Origin of the sequence: Roseobacter sp. EG26 (assembly GCF_049830555.1) — a bacterium.
GTDB lineage: Bacteria > Pseudomonadota > Alphaproteobacteria > Rhodobacterales > Rhodobacteraceae > Roseobacter.
Genome location: NZ_JBNBLH010000001.1, coordinates 36,812 through 51,142 on the forward strand (window position 1 = coordinate 36,812; position 14,331 = coordinate 51,142).

Sequence of the window (14,331 nt, forward strand, 5' to 3'; positions counted from 1 at the left end):
GCTCATGCGCGTCCTGCAACATCCTTCACCGAACTTCGGGCCGCGGCGTAACGGCCAAACGCCTTCCGTTGTCGTGATCCATTATACCGCCATGCAAAGTGCGGGGGCGGCGATCACGCGGCTTTGTGATCCGGATGCGGAGGTCTCTGCCCATTACCTGATCGCCATGAGCGGAGAGATCACCCAACTCGTGCAAGAAGATCAGCGCGCCTGGCACGCGGGCGCGGGGCAATGGCGCGGGCAGGCGGATGTGAATTCGCGGTCCATCGGCATTGAGCTTGATAACGCGGGCACGCATCCCTTCTCTGAGCCGCAGATGGCGGCGCTTGAATTTCTGCTCAAGGGCATCATGCGGCGTTGGCCCATTCACCCAGACGACGTTATCGGCCATTCCGATATGGCACCGGGCCGAAAAATCGACCCCGGACCAAGGTTTGACTGGGCGCGTCTGGCGCGTCAGGGGTTGGCGGGACCTGTTGAGGCTGCCGGGAACGGCGATTTTCTAACGGCGGCCAGCGCTGCGGGTTTTACAGCGGATGTGCCAGAGGCGGCCCTGCTGCAAGCCACCCGATTGCGTTTTGCCCCGTGGCGCAGTGGCCCGCTGACCGAAGAGGACTGCGCCTTGTGCCACCGTGTCTGAACGCGCGTCAGCAAAACAATAAAGCGTTTTCGACTTTACCTTGAGATATCGAAAATCGCTTTTCGCGTTCGACTGAAGGAAGAGGCAGCGAACAAGCGATCCAAACTTAAGTCGAAACGCTATAGCACCACCGAAAATCAATGACACAGCCGCATTGACGCGCGCCGCAATTGCGCGCATGACGTTGCGCGCGCGGAAGGCCGGATGGCCGCTTTGTCGGGGCAACCCGATGGGGAGGAAAGTCCGGACTCCAAAAAGCAACGGTGCCGGGTAACGCCCGGGCGGGGCAACCCGACGGAAAGCGCCACAGAAATGAAACCACCTGCCATCAGGTCGGGCAACCGAAACCGATGACGGGAAAGGGTGAAACGGTGGAGTAAGAGCCCACCGCGGGGCTGGCAACAGTTCCGGCAAGGCAAGCCCCACCGGGAGCAATGCCAAATAGGGATCGCGTGTCGCAAGACAGGGCCGCTTTTGCCCCAGCAGATCCGGGTTGGCAGCTAGAGCCTACCGGGCAACCGGGTGGCGAGATGAATGGTCATCGAACCGGGGGCGACTCCGGGGAACAGAATCCGGCTTACAGGCCTTCCGCGCACCTGCCTGTTCGCGATCCTATTTGGCGGTATAGGTGACGCCTTTGCCGCGCTCTTTGGTGACTTTGTGCTGGTTGCCGCTCACTTCCCAGAGTTGGAAATCGGTATTCTTGCTGTCGTTATCAGCGTCCGGCAGAAAGGTCCGCCGCGCCAGGCCCAGGCGCCTTTCAGGGCCTTGCCGCCGAAATCACCGGCCACTTACCGTTTTCTTGGCGGTAACGCATTCTGCCTAATTTTTGGACAATGCCGCCGGATCGCCGCCTAAATTCGAGGCGATAGAAGGATCGCCCGTATTTTGAGCATAATTTCAGGCGCGTGCCCTTTCTTTTGGCACTCCTTTCGGCCACCCCGCTGAAAACTGCACAAAAGGGGAGGCTTCAGAGCCATGAACGGAGCAGATACCGCGTGGATTATTGTTGCGACAGCATTGGTCCTATTCATGACATTACCGGGGCTTGCCCTGTTTTATGGCGGGCTGGTGCGCGCGCGCAACGTGCTCAGCGTGTTCATGCAGTGTTTTTCGATTGCCTGTTTGATGAGCATCCTGTGGCTTGTCGCGGGCTATTCGATCGCATTTGGCGATGGCAATGCCTATTGGGGCGGCTTGGGCAAGATGTTCCTGTCGGGTGTGGACGCGCAAACGCTGTCCGGAACCATTCCTGAAGTTCTATTTTTTGCCTTCCAAATGACCTTTGCGATCATCACGCCCGCTCTGATCGTAGGCGCCTATGTCGAGCGTATCGGCTACGCCTTTGTCCTGCTCTTCTCCAGCCTCTGGATGTTGATCTGCTACGCGCCGGTTGCGCATTGGATCTGGGGCGGCGGGTTGCTGGCCGGTGCGGAATGGTCGCTCTTTTCCGACGGTGTGAATGATTTTGCCGGTGGCATCGTCGTGCACCAGACCGCCGGGATTGCCGCACTCGTTCTGGCCGCCATGTTGGGGCCGCGCAAACGTAAAACCGTGCCACCCCACAACCCCGGCATGGTGATGATCGGGGCCGCGATGCTCTGGGTCGGCTGGTTCGGGTTCAATGGCGGGTCGCAACTGGCCGCGGATGGCGGGGCAGCGATGGCCCTGACGGTCACCCATATTTCCGCAGCAGCTGCCTCGCTGACGTGGGCGGGGTGGGAGAAGTTCCGCTACGGCAAAGCCTCGCTGGTGGGCATGGTCACTGGCACCATTGCCGGGTTGGCGTCGATCACGCCTGCGTCGGGATCGGTGGGCCCGGTTGAAGCGCTCTTTATTGGGTCTGTCGCCGGGATCATGTGCCAAGAGTTGTGCGGCATTGTGAAGAACGTGTTCAAGATCGACGACACGCTCGATGTTTTTGCCGTGCACGGCGTTGGCGGCATGTTCGGCATCATCATGCTGGCGGTCTTTGGACATGCAAGCTGGGTGGCGCAATTGGGTGGGCTGGCCGTGGTCGGTTTCTGGACGCTGCTCACGACCGCTATCATCATTCTTGTGGTCAAAATGATCGTGCCATTGCGGGTTGACGAGGAGGACGAGACCAACGGTCTGGACCTCAGCGCCCATGGGGAACGCGCCTACGACATGACGTCGTAGCAAGCTGCAATCAGGGGCCGGAGGCAGACGCGCTCCGGCCTTTTTTGCGCCTTGCGGGTTCTGAGGCGGAAATTGCGCCTTTTGCAGTTGACTCAAGATCACATCCGGGTAAAAGCCGGATTTCAGGATTTCAAGCAGCCCCTCACCGGAGCCGGGCAGCATCAGGAGACTAAACATGGCCAAGCCAACCACGATCAAGATTCGTCTGAACTCCTCGGCGGGGACAGGCCATTTCTACGTCACAAAGAAAAACGCCCGCACCATGACCGAAAAAATGGTTGTGCGGAAATACGACCCCGTTGCGCGCAAGCACGTGGAGTATAAAGAAGGCAAGATCAAGTAAGATCGCCCCGCCTTTGCTGATTGGAAAGCCGTGCATGCTGCGCGGCTTTTTGCATTTCACCGGCTCACGTGCGCCCAAGGCGCTTGTCCTCTGCGATCAGCGCAGGGTCGCGGTCTTCGGCGCGCCCATACCCGCCGCCTCCGGGGGTTCGGACCCTCACACGGTCCCCGGCCTTCAAGGGGATGTCCTGCTCTTTGGAGAGGTGTTCGGGGATATATTTCTCGCCGCCACGCCAGACCTCCACTTCATTTGGCGCACCATCCGCACCCCCCAGCGCGCCTTGCGGTCCAAATCGCCCGTGATCCATCACGAAACTGGCGCGCGCCTCGCCACGGCGCAGTTCGATCTCGTAATCCAGACCAAGCCCGCCGCGATGCTGGCCTGCGCCACCTGATCGTTCGCGCAGCGCATAGCGCCGGTAGAGCACGGGAAAGTTCTGCTCCATGATCTCCACCGGCGGTGCCTTGGAAATCCCGATGGTGGAGCATCCATTGGCCAGCCCGTCGTGATCGGAATTCCCGCCGTAACCGCCCCCTGACAGTTGATACATCACATAGTCGCGCGCGTTTGCCGGATCATGTCCGCCAAGGGCGAAATTCCCACTGGTGCCAGCGGGGGCGGCGGTGACACGGGCGGGCAGGGCTTCGACCAGTGCCGCAAACACCGCCTCCGCGATGCGTTGGCTGACCTCGGCGGCACAACCGGAGACCGGTCGCGGGTATTGCGCATTAAGGAAAGTGCCGACGGGCCGGATCACCTCCAGCGGCTCAAAAGCGCCCGCACTCATCGGAACTTCGGGAAAAATATGGCGCATGGCGAGATAGACCGAAGACAGGGTGGTTGCGAGCACCGAATTCATCGGACCCAGGCAGGGCGGGCTGCTTTGCGAGAAATCGAATTGCAGGTGGCCGGGCGTCTTTGTGATCTGCAATCTGATCGCCAGCGGTTCATTGACCACGCCGTCACTGTCGACCCACGCCACAGAGGAATAGGCGCCATCCGGTATTTCGTCGATCAATCTGCGCATCTGTTGGGCGGCCCGGTCGCGCAACTCGGCAATGGCGGCGCGCACAACAGCATCGCCGTAGCGATCCAGAAGCGCGTTCAGTCGGTCCTCGCCGACTTTCAAGGCGGCGGCCTGGGCTTTGACGTCCCCAATCCGCTGATCGGCCACCCGGATGTTGGAGCAGATGATGCTGTAAATCTCCCGGTCCATGACGCCCTGTTTGAAAAGCCGCACGGGCGGTAGCCGCAACCCTTCCTGTTCAACAGCCGTGGCGGAGGCGGAAAATCCGCCGGGCACTGAACCGCCGGTATCGGGCCAGTGACCTGTATTGGACAGCCAACAGAAAATCTCGCCATGCCGGTAAAAGGGCCGGGCAAACCGCACATCCATAAGGTGGGTGCCACCTAGATAGGGATCGTTCACGATATAGACATCATCGGGTTTTGGCGCAGCAACGGTGCCGGATTTGATCATCTCGATCAAGGTGCGGGTCGAATATTGCATGGTGCCAACAAAGACCGGCAACCCGCCGGCACCTTGGGCGATCAGCGCGCCATCTTGGGCGGCATATATTCCGTCGGACCGGTCATTGGCCTCGGCAATCACCGGTGAGAAGGCCGCACGCGAAAAGCTGAGGTCCATTTCATCGCAAACCTGCTGCAACCCGGCCTGAATGACCGACAGGGTAATGGGATCAATGCTCATGCCGCCTCTCCGATATGGATGATGAGGTTGCCGTCCGTGCCACCGTCTGCCCTGTCTCCGGGCGGGATCAGAATGGTGCAATCGGACTGCTCGATCAGCGCAGGCCCCTTGAGCGAGACATCTTCGGGCAGGTGATCGCGCCAGTAAACCGGGGTGTCGTGGGGCGCGCCGTCAAAAATCACCGCACGCGTCGTGGTGGGTTGGGCGATGGACTTCCGGCCTTCTGGCGCGATCAGTTTTTCCAGATCAAGCGGTTCGCAATGACCAATCACCGAGCAATTCAAGGACACGATACGAGCATTGATTTCGGCCAGCTCGACCTTGAACCGATCCCAATACACTTTCTCGAACCGGGCGCGCAGCTCCGGGCGGCTCGGGGTGGCAGCGTCAAGCGGGACGCGCACCACATGGCTTTGCCCGACGAACTGCATATCGACACTGAAATCACATCGGGTTTCAAGGATCGCGACTTTTTCCTGTGCAAGGGCCGCGTTGCCAGATGCCACCTGTTGCGCGAAAATCTCGTGCACTCTGTCCATATCCGCCGTGTCCAGCGGCTGATTGACCGTTTGAACGTAGTCGTGCCGCAGATCGGCCACGACGCACCCCAGCGCATTGGTCAGACCGGGGCGCGCGGGGATGATCACGCGCGGCACGCCCAGTTCGCGCGCCAGTGCCGCGGCATGCAGCGGCCCCGCGCCGCCAAAGGCAAAGAGCGCGAAATCCCGCGGATCGGCCCCCAGCGACAGAGAGACCATGCGTATGGCTCCGGACATCTTGGCATTTGCAACCTGAATGACGGCTTCGGCTGCGGTGAGGGCATCGACGCCCAAAGGTGCCCCCAGTTCCGTTGCAAAAACCTGCGCGATTGCCTCCTGATCAACGCCGCCGTCAATCGCGTTCAGTTTCTCCGGGTTGAGCCGTCCCAGCAGCAAGTTGGCATCCGAAATCGTCGGTCGCATGCCGCCTTTTCCGTAACACATGGGGCCCGGGGTTGCACCGGCACTTTCCGGGCCAACTTCCAGCAGACCGGCGGCATTGACCCGTGCAATGGACCCGCCCCCAGCGCCGACCGTGCGCACGTCAACCATGGGCACGTGGATCGGCATGGCGTATTCAACTTCGATCTCGTTTGAGACAGGCGGATGACCGTCGCGGATCAGGGCCACATCCGTTGAGGTGCCCCCCATGTCATAGGTCAGCAGGTTCAATTCACCCGCCCGCCTGCCGGTGTAGGCGGCGGCCATCACGCCGGATGCAGGGCCTGACATGACTGTTTTTGCGGCTTCGCGCGCGACCAGACGGGACGAGACCATGCCGCCGTTGCCGTTCATCACCAGCACGTCGCCGTCATATCCCTGTCCGCTCAATTCGTCGCGCAAACGGGTCAGATAGCGCTCCAGCAAAGGCTGAACGGAGGCATTGACCGCAGCGGTGACACCGCGTTCGTATTCGCGCGTTTCCGACAGCAGGCTATGCCCGGTCGTGATATAGGCGTTGGGCCAAAGTTCCGCGGCAATCTCGGCGGCGCGCAGTTCATGCGCGGGGTTCGCATAGGCGTGCAGGAAATGGATCACCAGAGCTTCGCACCCTGCGTCCAGCAGGTTGGCGATGGCGGCGCGCAGGGCAGGCTCATCAAGGGCGGTCAGCACGTTGCCTTGCGCGTCCATGCGTTCGAGCACTTCCAGGCGCAGATCGCGCGGGATGATCGGCGTGAATTGCCCTTTCATACCATAGGGTTGCGGACGTGTCCTGCGCCCCAGTTCGAGCACATCCCGAAATCCGGCTGTGGTGATCAGCCCGGTTTTGGACAGCTTGCGCTCAAGCACAGCGTTCGTCGTGGTCGTTGTGCCATGCACAATCAGATCGACCTGTGCCAGATCGGCCTGAGCCTCGGCAAGGGCCGTCAAGACGCCATTGGCCTGATTGTCCAGCGTGGTGGGCGTTTTGGCGATGCGCAGGCTATCTGTCGCGTCATCGAGCATCACCAGATCGGTAAAAGTCCCTCCGACATCGATCCCGATTATTCCGCCACGTGTCAAATTGAACCCTCATGAGAGATTGCTTGTGTACAAGTAAAGCGCTGCCCGATTGACCTAGTCAACAACAATCGTGGCGGAGGCCGTGACCGGCACGTCATCGACGACATAGGCGCGGTGATCATTGGTGTTCAGCGTGACGCGGATTTCATGAGACCCTTTTGGCAAGGCGCCAATGCGGGCTTGGGGCGTATATAACCGCCCAAGTCTCATCCCACCAACATAGAGGTGCCCGTGGCCCATGCCGGGGACATGGTAAAGACCCACGAGGTCCTTGGAAAAGGTGAAATCAACGGCGCTGACCCGCACGGCCCAGCCATCACCCTCTGGTAAGACGGATATCGTGATCTCGGGGGCGGGCTCGCCGTCACCCACAATACAGATGTCACCGGCCCCGAATAAACCGACTTCGGTGGCCGCCCCGGCTTTGGCGGGGTCAGACATCCGGGCCTTCAGACTGACCGTTCCGGCGTTTTGGAATGTCAGTTCCAGCGGGATGAGTGCGCCGTCGTCAACGCTGCCCGAAGGCATGGCGAGCTGAATATGCGCGCCGTCCAGCGCCAGAGACGACAGGCCTGACGGGACCGGCAAGCCTGCGGCGTCGACAGGGTTATAGAGCGTGGCGGTACCCGTTGGGCTTGCAACATCCATCAACCGGTCGGGGCCGCCGCCGTTGTCGATGCTCAGCACCACGGCGGCTGTATCGGCGGTCAATGGCCGCACCACCGTTTGCGTGATCCGCATATCCGCCGCCGAATCTTGCCGTGAAAACACTACCCAGAGGGCGGCACAGATAAGCGCGACAAAGACAATTATGCGCAGGCCTTTCATTAGGGCGGATCCCGTTTATTAATGCGCCTATGAGAGTGCGGATATTTCTGTTTTGCGTCAAGTTGATGGTCTGCGCGCCCGGGATCGCAGATGCACATGTGTCCGAGCAGGGGTTCGTTTTGCTGCTGCCGACGGGCATCTATACCTTCGCCGGGGTTTCGGTTGTCGCGCTGACTGTGCTGGCGCTTTTTGCCCTGCCACCGGGTGCCGTCAGATGGTTATTCACCTATCGCGCAATCCGCCCATGGGAGTGTCCGGCATGCAGGCATGTGACCAGTCTGCTGTCTTTTTGTTTCCTTGCTTTCCTGATTTACCTGGGCCTTTTTGGCTCGCGAAATCCCCTCTCCAATCTAATGCCGCTGATGTTCTGGACGGTCGGTTGGGTGGCGCTGGTCAGCCTGTCCGGCGTTTTCGGCAATATCTGGCTCTGGCTCAATCCATGGAGCGGTGTCTACCATCTGATTGGCCCCCAGCGTCCGCTTATGAACCTGCCAAAGCAACTGGATCTGTGGCCATGTCTGGCCCTTCTGGTTGCTTTTGCCGCTTTTCTTCTTGCAGATATTGCACCGGATGACCCGACGCGGCTGGCACGTTTTGCAGCCGCTTATTGGGCGGTGACAATGCTGGGCATGCTGGTCTTTGGCCCGAATTGGCTGATGCAATGCGAAGTGGGTCACGCGGTTTTCAGCGCCTATGCGCGTCTGGCCCCTGTCAGAGTGCAGACCCCGGCAGGGATTGGCGGGCCGGGATGGCAGATCAATCAGGCGGGTGATTACCGACTTGCGGGCCTGTTTGCGCTTTTGCTGCTGGGCATCGGCAGTTTTGACGGTATCAACGAAACCTTCTGGTGGCTTGGCACGATTGGCGTCAACCCGCTGGAGTTTCCGGGCAGATCGGCAGTGGTGGGGCCCACACTGACCGGACTGATTGCCGCCATCACTGCGCTTGTTGCCGTTTTCGCAGGCACCGTCTGGTTGGGCATGAAAATGGGTGGTTGCGGCGTCAAATTCACCACCGCCTTTTCCTACCTTGCTCTCAGTGTCCTGCCGATTGCGCTGGTATATCACATTGCACATTACCTCACGGCGTTTCTGGTCAACATCCAGTATACCGTCGCAGCACTTAGCGATCCCTTTGCGACCGGTGCAGATTGGCTGAGCATTCAACCATTTCGGGTGACCACCGGGTTTTTCAATCAGATAGACAGTGTCCGCATGATCTGGCTCACGCAGGCCGGGCTGGTTGTGCTGGGTCACGTTTGGTCCGTTCTGCTGTCGCACCACATTGCGCTGACGCTATTCAACTCTCACCGCCGCGCGGTCCTTGCCACGCTGCCATTGTCGCTTTTCATGATTGCCTACACGTTTCTGGGCCTCTGGCTGCTGGCCGCGCCAAAAGGGGCTTGAACCGGTCGCCGAAACCGCGTCCAAGCCGTGTATGAAATAAATTTCTGGACAAGTTGCATGTATGCAAACAATCATTGGGCGCAGGAAATACGAGGCCCTGAGATGAATGTGGTCCGACACAAATGCCGCCAACCGGGAGAGTTGAGACAATGCCAAAACTGATGACAAGCCGACGTAGTTTACTGAAGGGCGCCGCCGCGGGCGGTTTGCTGACAGCCTCCCCGCTGGTAGCGCGATTTGCCAGCGCGCAATCATCTGCACCCATCAAGATCGGCTTCCAGCAGCACGCGACCGGTATTGGTGCGGCCTACGGGCGTTGGTACGGGCGCACGACGGATGCGGCGGTCAAAGCCATCAATGAGGCCGGCGGCATTAACGGACGCCCGGTGGAAATCATCGCCGAAGACGATGGCACCGACCCCAAGCGTGGTGCCGAAGTAGTTGAAAAATTTGCCAATCAGCACAAAACGGACGTGGCTTTTGGCACGCTTTTCAGCCATGTGGTCTACGGCTCCGCCCCGGCAGCGGGCGAACAGAAAATGCCCTATTTCGTGGTGTCCGAAGGGCATCACGTGGCCTCGGGCAAGCTCAACCGCTACACGCTGCAACCCGGCATCACGGATGTGAAAAGCCAGGTGCAGGCCATGGCACCCTACGTCAGCCAGAACCTTGGCAAGAAGGTCACGATGATCTTTCCAGATTTTGCCTTTGGCCATGATCACCGCGATTTCTTTACCGCCGCGATTGAGGCACAGGGCGGCGAAGTGCTTGAGCATATCGCGATCCCGCCAACCGAGACATCCTTCACGAAATACTTCCCCAAAATTCCGCGCGACACGGAAGTGCTTTATCATGTGATGGTGGGCCCGGCGGTCCTGACCTTTGTGAAGGAACTGGGCGAGTTTTTCGGCCCCTCCAGCCCTGAAATCTTTGGCTTCATCGACTCGCTGGAAGCGGTCGATCTCAGCTCCCCCGGTCTGGAGTTTCTGGAAGGCACCTATTTCTGGGAGGGCAACCCGCGCTATGCGCAGGCGGATCAGACCAGCTTTGACAAGAATTTTCGCGCCGCTGTGGGTGTTGACGAGAACGGCGCGTCCGTTTCAGACCCTGCGGATGTCTCCACCTATGCCCATATGTTTGGCTGTTGGGAGACCCTGCATGTGATCAAGGCCGGTATGGAAGCTGCCGATTATCAGGGCCCGCAGGACCGCCAGAAACTGATTGAGGCGGTCGAAGCCATGTCCGACATGGCCGAAAGCGACGCGCATCCGCAAGGCCCGAAGGTGTTCAACGGCAAGACGCATCAGGTCTTTGGCAAGCAATACATCAGCCGTGTGGAAGGTGGAGAACTGCTGCGCGTGCATGCAACCTCCATCGAAGACACGCTTTACCCTGACGAGGTCGACTACACCACAATGACGTTCTGAAGGAAAATCGCGGCAGGGCGGGCTGTGCCTTCGCTGCCGCGCCTTGCGCATGGAATTTGGTCCCCATCTCCTACTTGCCACGCTGGAGGGCGCTGTTGGCGCGGCTGTGCTGGCATTGACCGCCTTAGGGTTGTCGCTGGTCTTTGGGGTCATGCGCGTGGTCAATGTCGCCCATGGCGAATTCTACATGCTGGGGGCCGTTGTCGCCTGGTTTGTGGCCAGCACTCTGGGCAGCGCGCCCGCCACCGGGTTTGTCGCCGCACTACTGATCGCGCCGGTATGCGCGGCGGTTGTTGCTATGGCAGCAGACAGGCTGGTGCTCAAACGGCTAAACTATGACCCCGAAGCGACAATTGTTGCGACCATTGGCATTCTCTACATCATGCAACAGACAGCGCTGATGGGTTTTGGCCCCGAAGCGCGCCCCGTAGCACCGCCCTTCAATACAAGGATCGCCCTGCCGTGGGTGGAATGGGGGGAAAACGGTCTGGCGCTTTTCTACCCCTGGGGGCTGAGCACCACATCCTACAAACTTTTTGTCATTGCAGCCGCTGCGGCCATCCTGATCGGTTTTGCCTTGTTTCTGTCACGCTCGCGGTTCGGGCTGATCATGCGGGCCACGCAGCTTGATCGGGAAACAGCCCTGGCCTTTGGCATTCCGGTGGAACGGGTCTATTCACTGGTCTTCGGGCTGGGTGCGGCACTGGCCGCCTTTGCCGCCGTTCTGATCGTGCCGATACAGCAGGCACACTACCTGATGGGCGCGGACCCGTTGCTGCTCAGTTTCATCGTCGTGATCATTGGCGGGTTGGGCTCTCTGCGCGGCACTGTGGTTGCCGCCCTGCTGATCGGCATGTCGGACGGCATCATTTCGGTCTTCTTCAGCCCGACGCTTGCCAAAATCCTCGCCACATTGCTGGTCGCCCTTGTGCTCGTTTTTCGCCCGCAGGGGTTATACGGAAAGAAACGCGCATGAGCCTCTCTGCCCGGTCCATTGTGCTGCATATCGGCTTGATCGCGGCCCTTTTTGTCTTGTGTTTCACGTTGTCTGATTATCATCAGGGCAATCTGGCCCGCATTCTGGTTCTGGCAACCTACGCCATCGGTTACAACGTCCTGTTCGGTTACACGGGTCTGCTCAGTCTGGGCCACGCGATGTTTTTCGCCGCCGGTCTCTACGGGTTGGGGTTGTCGATGCATCTGGCGGGCCTCCCTCCGCTTCCCGCTTTTGTAATCGGGGTACTCTGCGCGGCCCTGCTGTCGGCACTGGTGGCGCTGCTGGCACTCCGGACCATTGGAGTGGCCTTCATGATCGTCACGCTGATGTTTGCGCAATGTGTTTTCCTGAGCATCCTCTATTTCGGCACGTGGACGCGTGGCGATGAGGGGTTCGTCATTCCACAAGCCGCGCGCCAGATCATGGGGCTCGACCTGACGGATCCGACCACGCGCTATCTGGCGGCCCTGTTGCTGTTTTCGACGGCCCTGTTGATCACCGCACGTATGATGCAGCAGCGCTTTGGCCATGTGCTGATTGCCGTGCGCGAAAACGAAGAGCGCACGCAGATGCTGGGCTATGACGTCTTCCGGCACAAGTTTCTGGCGGTCGTGATCTCCGGCAGTATCTCTGGTGCTGCGGGGGCCGCTTATGGGCTGCTCTTTGGCTATGTGGGGGCCACTTTCGCATCCGTACAATATTCGATTTTTCCGTTGCTTTGGGTGCTCCTTGGCGGGGCCGGGACAACGATTGGCCCGCTGGTGGGGGCGGTATTCATGTTCTACCTGATTGATTATTCGAGCGGGTTTACCAATGCCTATATGCTGATCGCGGGCGTCGCACTGGTGCTGCTGGTGCTTTTCGCCCGCTCGGGCATCATGGGCGAAATACGCAAACGCTGGGTGCCATGGTTGCCATGACTGTGCTGGAAACCAAAAACCTGACACGCCATTTCGGCGGTCTGACGGCGGTGGATGCGGTGGATTTCACATTACAAAAGGGCGGCATTCACGCGCTGATTGGCCCCAATGGTGCGGGTAAAAGCACTTTTGTCGGCATGGTCTCGGGCCGCATTCCCGCCAGCGCCGGGGAAGTCTGGTTCAACGGGCGCAATATCAGCGGCTGGCCTGCGCACAAACGCATGCGGCTCGGAATGGCTTACACGTTCCAGATCACCGCGATCTATGCACGCCTCAGCCTTTTTGAAAACATTGCCTTGGCCCAAGGCACGCGAGACCGTGCCGCGGCAACAAAAGCCCTGGCCCGGGTGGATCTGGCCGACCGCATTGACCAGGTGGCGGGCGATCTGTCCTACGGGCATCAGCGGTTGCTGGAAATTGCCATGGGTGTCGCGCAGGCCCCGCAATTGCTGATCCTCGATGAGCCGACACAGGGGCTGTCGGAGAGCGAGATTGCCGGATTCAATAGGCTCATCCGCAGTCTTGCAGGCGACACCACAATCCTGCTGATCGAGCACAACATGGATGTGGTGATGTCTCTGGCCGATGAGATTACGGTTTTGCAGCGCGGCGCGGTTCTGGCCACGGGCACCCCGGATGAGATCAGCGCCAACCGGCATGTGCAGGACGCTTATCTAGGGCGCGAGACATGTTGAAACTGGCGGGCGTCGGCGCGGGATACGGACCGGTTCAGGTGCTCTACGATTTCGATCTGGAAGCCCGTGCGGGAGAGGTTTTATGTCTGTTGGGCCGTAACGGTGCCGGAAAAACCACAACGCTGAAGGCGATCATGGGGCTGCTGCCCCTGTCTGGCGGCAAGGTCATGTTGAACGGGGCCGACTTCACTGCGTTGCCTGCCCATGAGGTACCAAAGCGCGGCATTGGCTACGTGCCGCAGGGGCGGCGGCTCTTTTCGGAACTGACCGTTTCGGAAAACATCGAAATCGGATTGATGGCACGCGGCAACGGAAGGGCCACTAGGGCGCGCGTGCTGGAGATGTTTCCTCGTTTAAGCGAGCGTCTCGACCAGCGCGCGGAAACCCTGTCGGGTGGCGAACAGCAGATGCTGGCCACCGCCCGTGCTCTTTGTCTTGAGCCTTCGGTGCTGCTGCTGGATGAACCAACCGAAGGGTTGCAGCCGTCCATGATCCAGCTCATTCGCGAAACGGTCGAGGCCATGCGTGCACAAGGTGTCGCGATTGTCCTGGTGGAGCAGCGTATTGAGGCGGTTCTGACGCTGTCGGATCGGGTGGCCTTCATCGAAAATGGCCATAGCAGGGAGGTGGTTGATACAAGTGACCTGACCGCCGCCTCACCGCTTTTGAAGAAATACGTGGGTGTCTGAAAACTAAACCAGCTTGCTCAGCAAGGCCTCGAAGGTTTTCGCCTCTTCTTCGGTCAGTGGTGCGAGGGTTTCGGTACGGGCATGAAGGGCCGCCACCAGTTCCGTTTCAAAAACAGCCCGACCTTTATCCGAGAGCTCGACGAGCCGCATACGGCGATCTTTCAAATCCGAACGAGATAGAACCAGACCCTTGGCCTTAAGCCGCTCGACCACACCTTTGATGGTGGCGCTGTCCATTGCGGTCAACCGTCCCAGCCTGTTCTGCGAAATGGCACCATGTTCGTTCAACCGCGCCAGGGCCGCAAACTGAGTGGGCGTCAGACCCTTCACCAATTTCGAGAAAATAGCCACATGTCTCTGGTTCGCGCGCCTGAGGTTGAACCCGGCTTGCTCGGATAACTGGTACGCATCTACGTCTGATCGTTTTGAACTCATGTGATTTTATTGACAGCTTGCGCGCCCTGCCGCAACAT

General features: G+C 59.7%; 13 protein-coding genes and 1 other RNA gene. 10 read left to right on the top strand and 4 right to left on the bottom strand.

Annotation, left to right across the window (positions count from 1 at the left end; genetic code table 11):
• The first annotated feature begins 4 nt into the window (after window positions 1-4).
• The 4 genes from ACOTTU_RS00185 to rpmG all read left to right on the top strand — a co-directional run bounded on the left by ACOTTU_RS00185 (window position 5) and on the right by rpmG (window position 3,143).
• Complete coding sequence (locus ACOTTU_RS00185) at window positions 5-640, top strand: N-acetylmuramoyl-L-alanine amidase (RefSeq protein WP_425655611.1); 636 nt, start codon at window positions 5-7, stop codon at window positions 638-640.
• Window positions 641-832: 192 nt separating this feature from the next.
• Window positions 833-1,236: RNase P RNA component class A (gene rnpB, locus ACOTTU_RS00190), an RNA gene on the top strand.
• A 382-nt stretch (window positions 1,237-1,618) separates the two neighbouring features.
• On the top strand, window positions 1,619-2,800 hold the full coding sequence (locus ACOTTU_RS00195) for an ammonium transporter (protein WP_298919927.1): 1,182 nt from the start codon (window positions 1,619-1,621) through the stop codon (window positions 2,798-2,800).
• A 175-nt stretch (window positions 2,801-2,975) separates the two neighbouring features.
• On the top strand, window positions 2,976-3,143 hold the full coding sequence (rpmG, locus tag ACOTTU_RS00200) for a 50S ribosomal protein L33 (protein WP_011454349.1): 168 nt from the start codon (window positions 2,976-2,978) through the stop codon (window positions 3,141-3,143).
• A gap of 64 nt (window positions 3,144-3,207) precedes the next feature.
• Here the strand turns inward: rpmG and ACOTTU_RS00205 are convergent, their stop codons facing one another.
• From ACOTTU_RS00205 to ACOTTU_RS00215, 3 genes are read right to left on the bottom strand one after another with little or no spacing between them, the layout of a single operon-like run.
• The gene (locus tag ACOTTU_RS00205; RefSeq protein ID WP_425655614.1) at window positions 3,208-4,854 is read right to left on the bottom strand and encodes a hydantoinase B/oxoprolinase family protein; all 1,647 of its coding nucleotides are present in this window, start codon (window positions 4,852-4,854) and stop codon (window positions 3,208-3,210) included.
• Window positions 4,851-6,896: a hydantoinase/oxoprolinase family protein gene (locus tag ACOTTU_RS00210; RefSeq protein WP_425655615.1), complete on the bottom strand. Its 2,046-nt coding sequence runs from the start codon at window positions 6,894-6,896 to the stop codon at window positions 4,851-4,853. Before ACOTTU_RS00210 ends, ACOTTU_RS00205 begins: the two co-directional genes overlap by 4 nt.
• A 54-nt stretch (window positions 6,897-6,950) precedes the next feature.
• Window positions 6,951-7,724 carry a hypothetical protein gene (locus tag ACOTTU_RS00215; RefSeq protein WP_425655616.1) on the bottom strand — a complete coding sequence of 258 codons (774 nt, stop codon included), beginning with the start codon at window positions 7,722-7,724 and terminating at the stop codon, window positions 6,951-6,953.
• 35 nt (window positions 7,725-7,759) lie between these two features.
• Between ACOTTU_RS00215 and ACOTTU_RS00220 the strand changes: the two genes are divergently transcribed.
• The 6 genes from ACOTTU_RS00220 (at window position 7,760) to ACOTTU_RS00245 (ending at window position 13,858) form a co-directional block, all read left to right on the top strand.
• Entirely contained in the window at window positions 7,760-9,130 is a 1,371-nt protein-coding gene (locus ACOTTU_RS00220) for a hypothetical protein (RefSeq protein WP_425655617.1), read from the top strand.
• Between the two features lie 161 nt (window positions 9,131-9,291).
• A complete protein-coding gene (locus ACOTTU_RS00225) occupies window positions 9,292-10,557 on the top strand; it encodes an ABC transporter substrate-binding protein (protein WP_425655618.1) in 1,266 nt (421 codons plus the stop codon).
• 49 nt (window positions 10,558-10,606) lie between these two features.
• Window positions 10,607-11,533, top strand: coding sequence for a branched-chain amino acid ABC transporter permease (locus ACOTTU_RS00230; RefSeq protein WP_425655619.1), 927 nt, complete (start codon window positions 10,607-10,609; stop codon window positions 11,531-11,533).
• Window positions 11,530-12,474, top strand: a complete 945-nt coding sequence (locus tag ACOTTU_RS00235) for a branched-chain amino acid ABC transporter permease (protein ID WP_425655620.1) — start codon at window positions 11,530-11,532, stop codon at window positions 12,472-12,474. Before ACOTTU_RS00230 ends, ACOTTU_RS00235 begins: the two co-directional genes overlap by 4 nt.
• Entirely contained in the window at window positions 12,471-13,169 is a 699-nt protein-coding gene (locus ACOTTU_RS00240) for an ABC transporter ATP-binding protein (protein WP_425656422.1), read from the top strand. Before ACOTTU_RS00235 ends, ACOTTU_RS00240 begins: the two co-directional genes overlap by 4 nt.
• On the top strand, window positions 13,163-13,858 hold the full coding sequence (locus ACOTTU_RS00245) for an ABC transporter ATP-binding protein (protein ID WP_425655621.1): 696 nt from the start codon (window positions 13,163-13,165) through the stop codon (window positions 13,856-13,858). The genes ACOTTU_RS00240 and ACOTTU_RS00245 overlap by 7 nt, the downstream gene beginning before the upstream one ends.
• A 3-nt stretch (window positions 13,859-13,861) precedes the next feature.
• On the opposite strand, the gene ACOTTU_RS00250 is transcribed toward ACOTTU_RS00245, so the two are convergent.
• The gene (locus ACOTTU_RS00250) at window positions 13,862-14,293 is read right to left on the bottom strand and encodes a MarR family winged helix-turn-helix transcriptional regulator (RefSeq protein ID WP_425655622.1); all 432 of its coding nucleotides are present in this window, start codon (window positions 14,291-14,293) and stop codon (window positions 13,862-13,864) included.
• Between the last annotated feature and the right edge of the window lie 38 nt (window positions 14,294-14,331).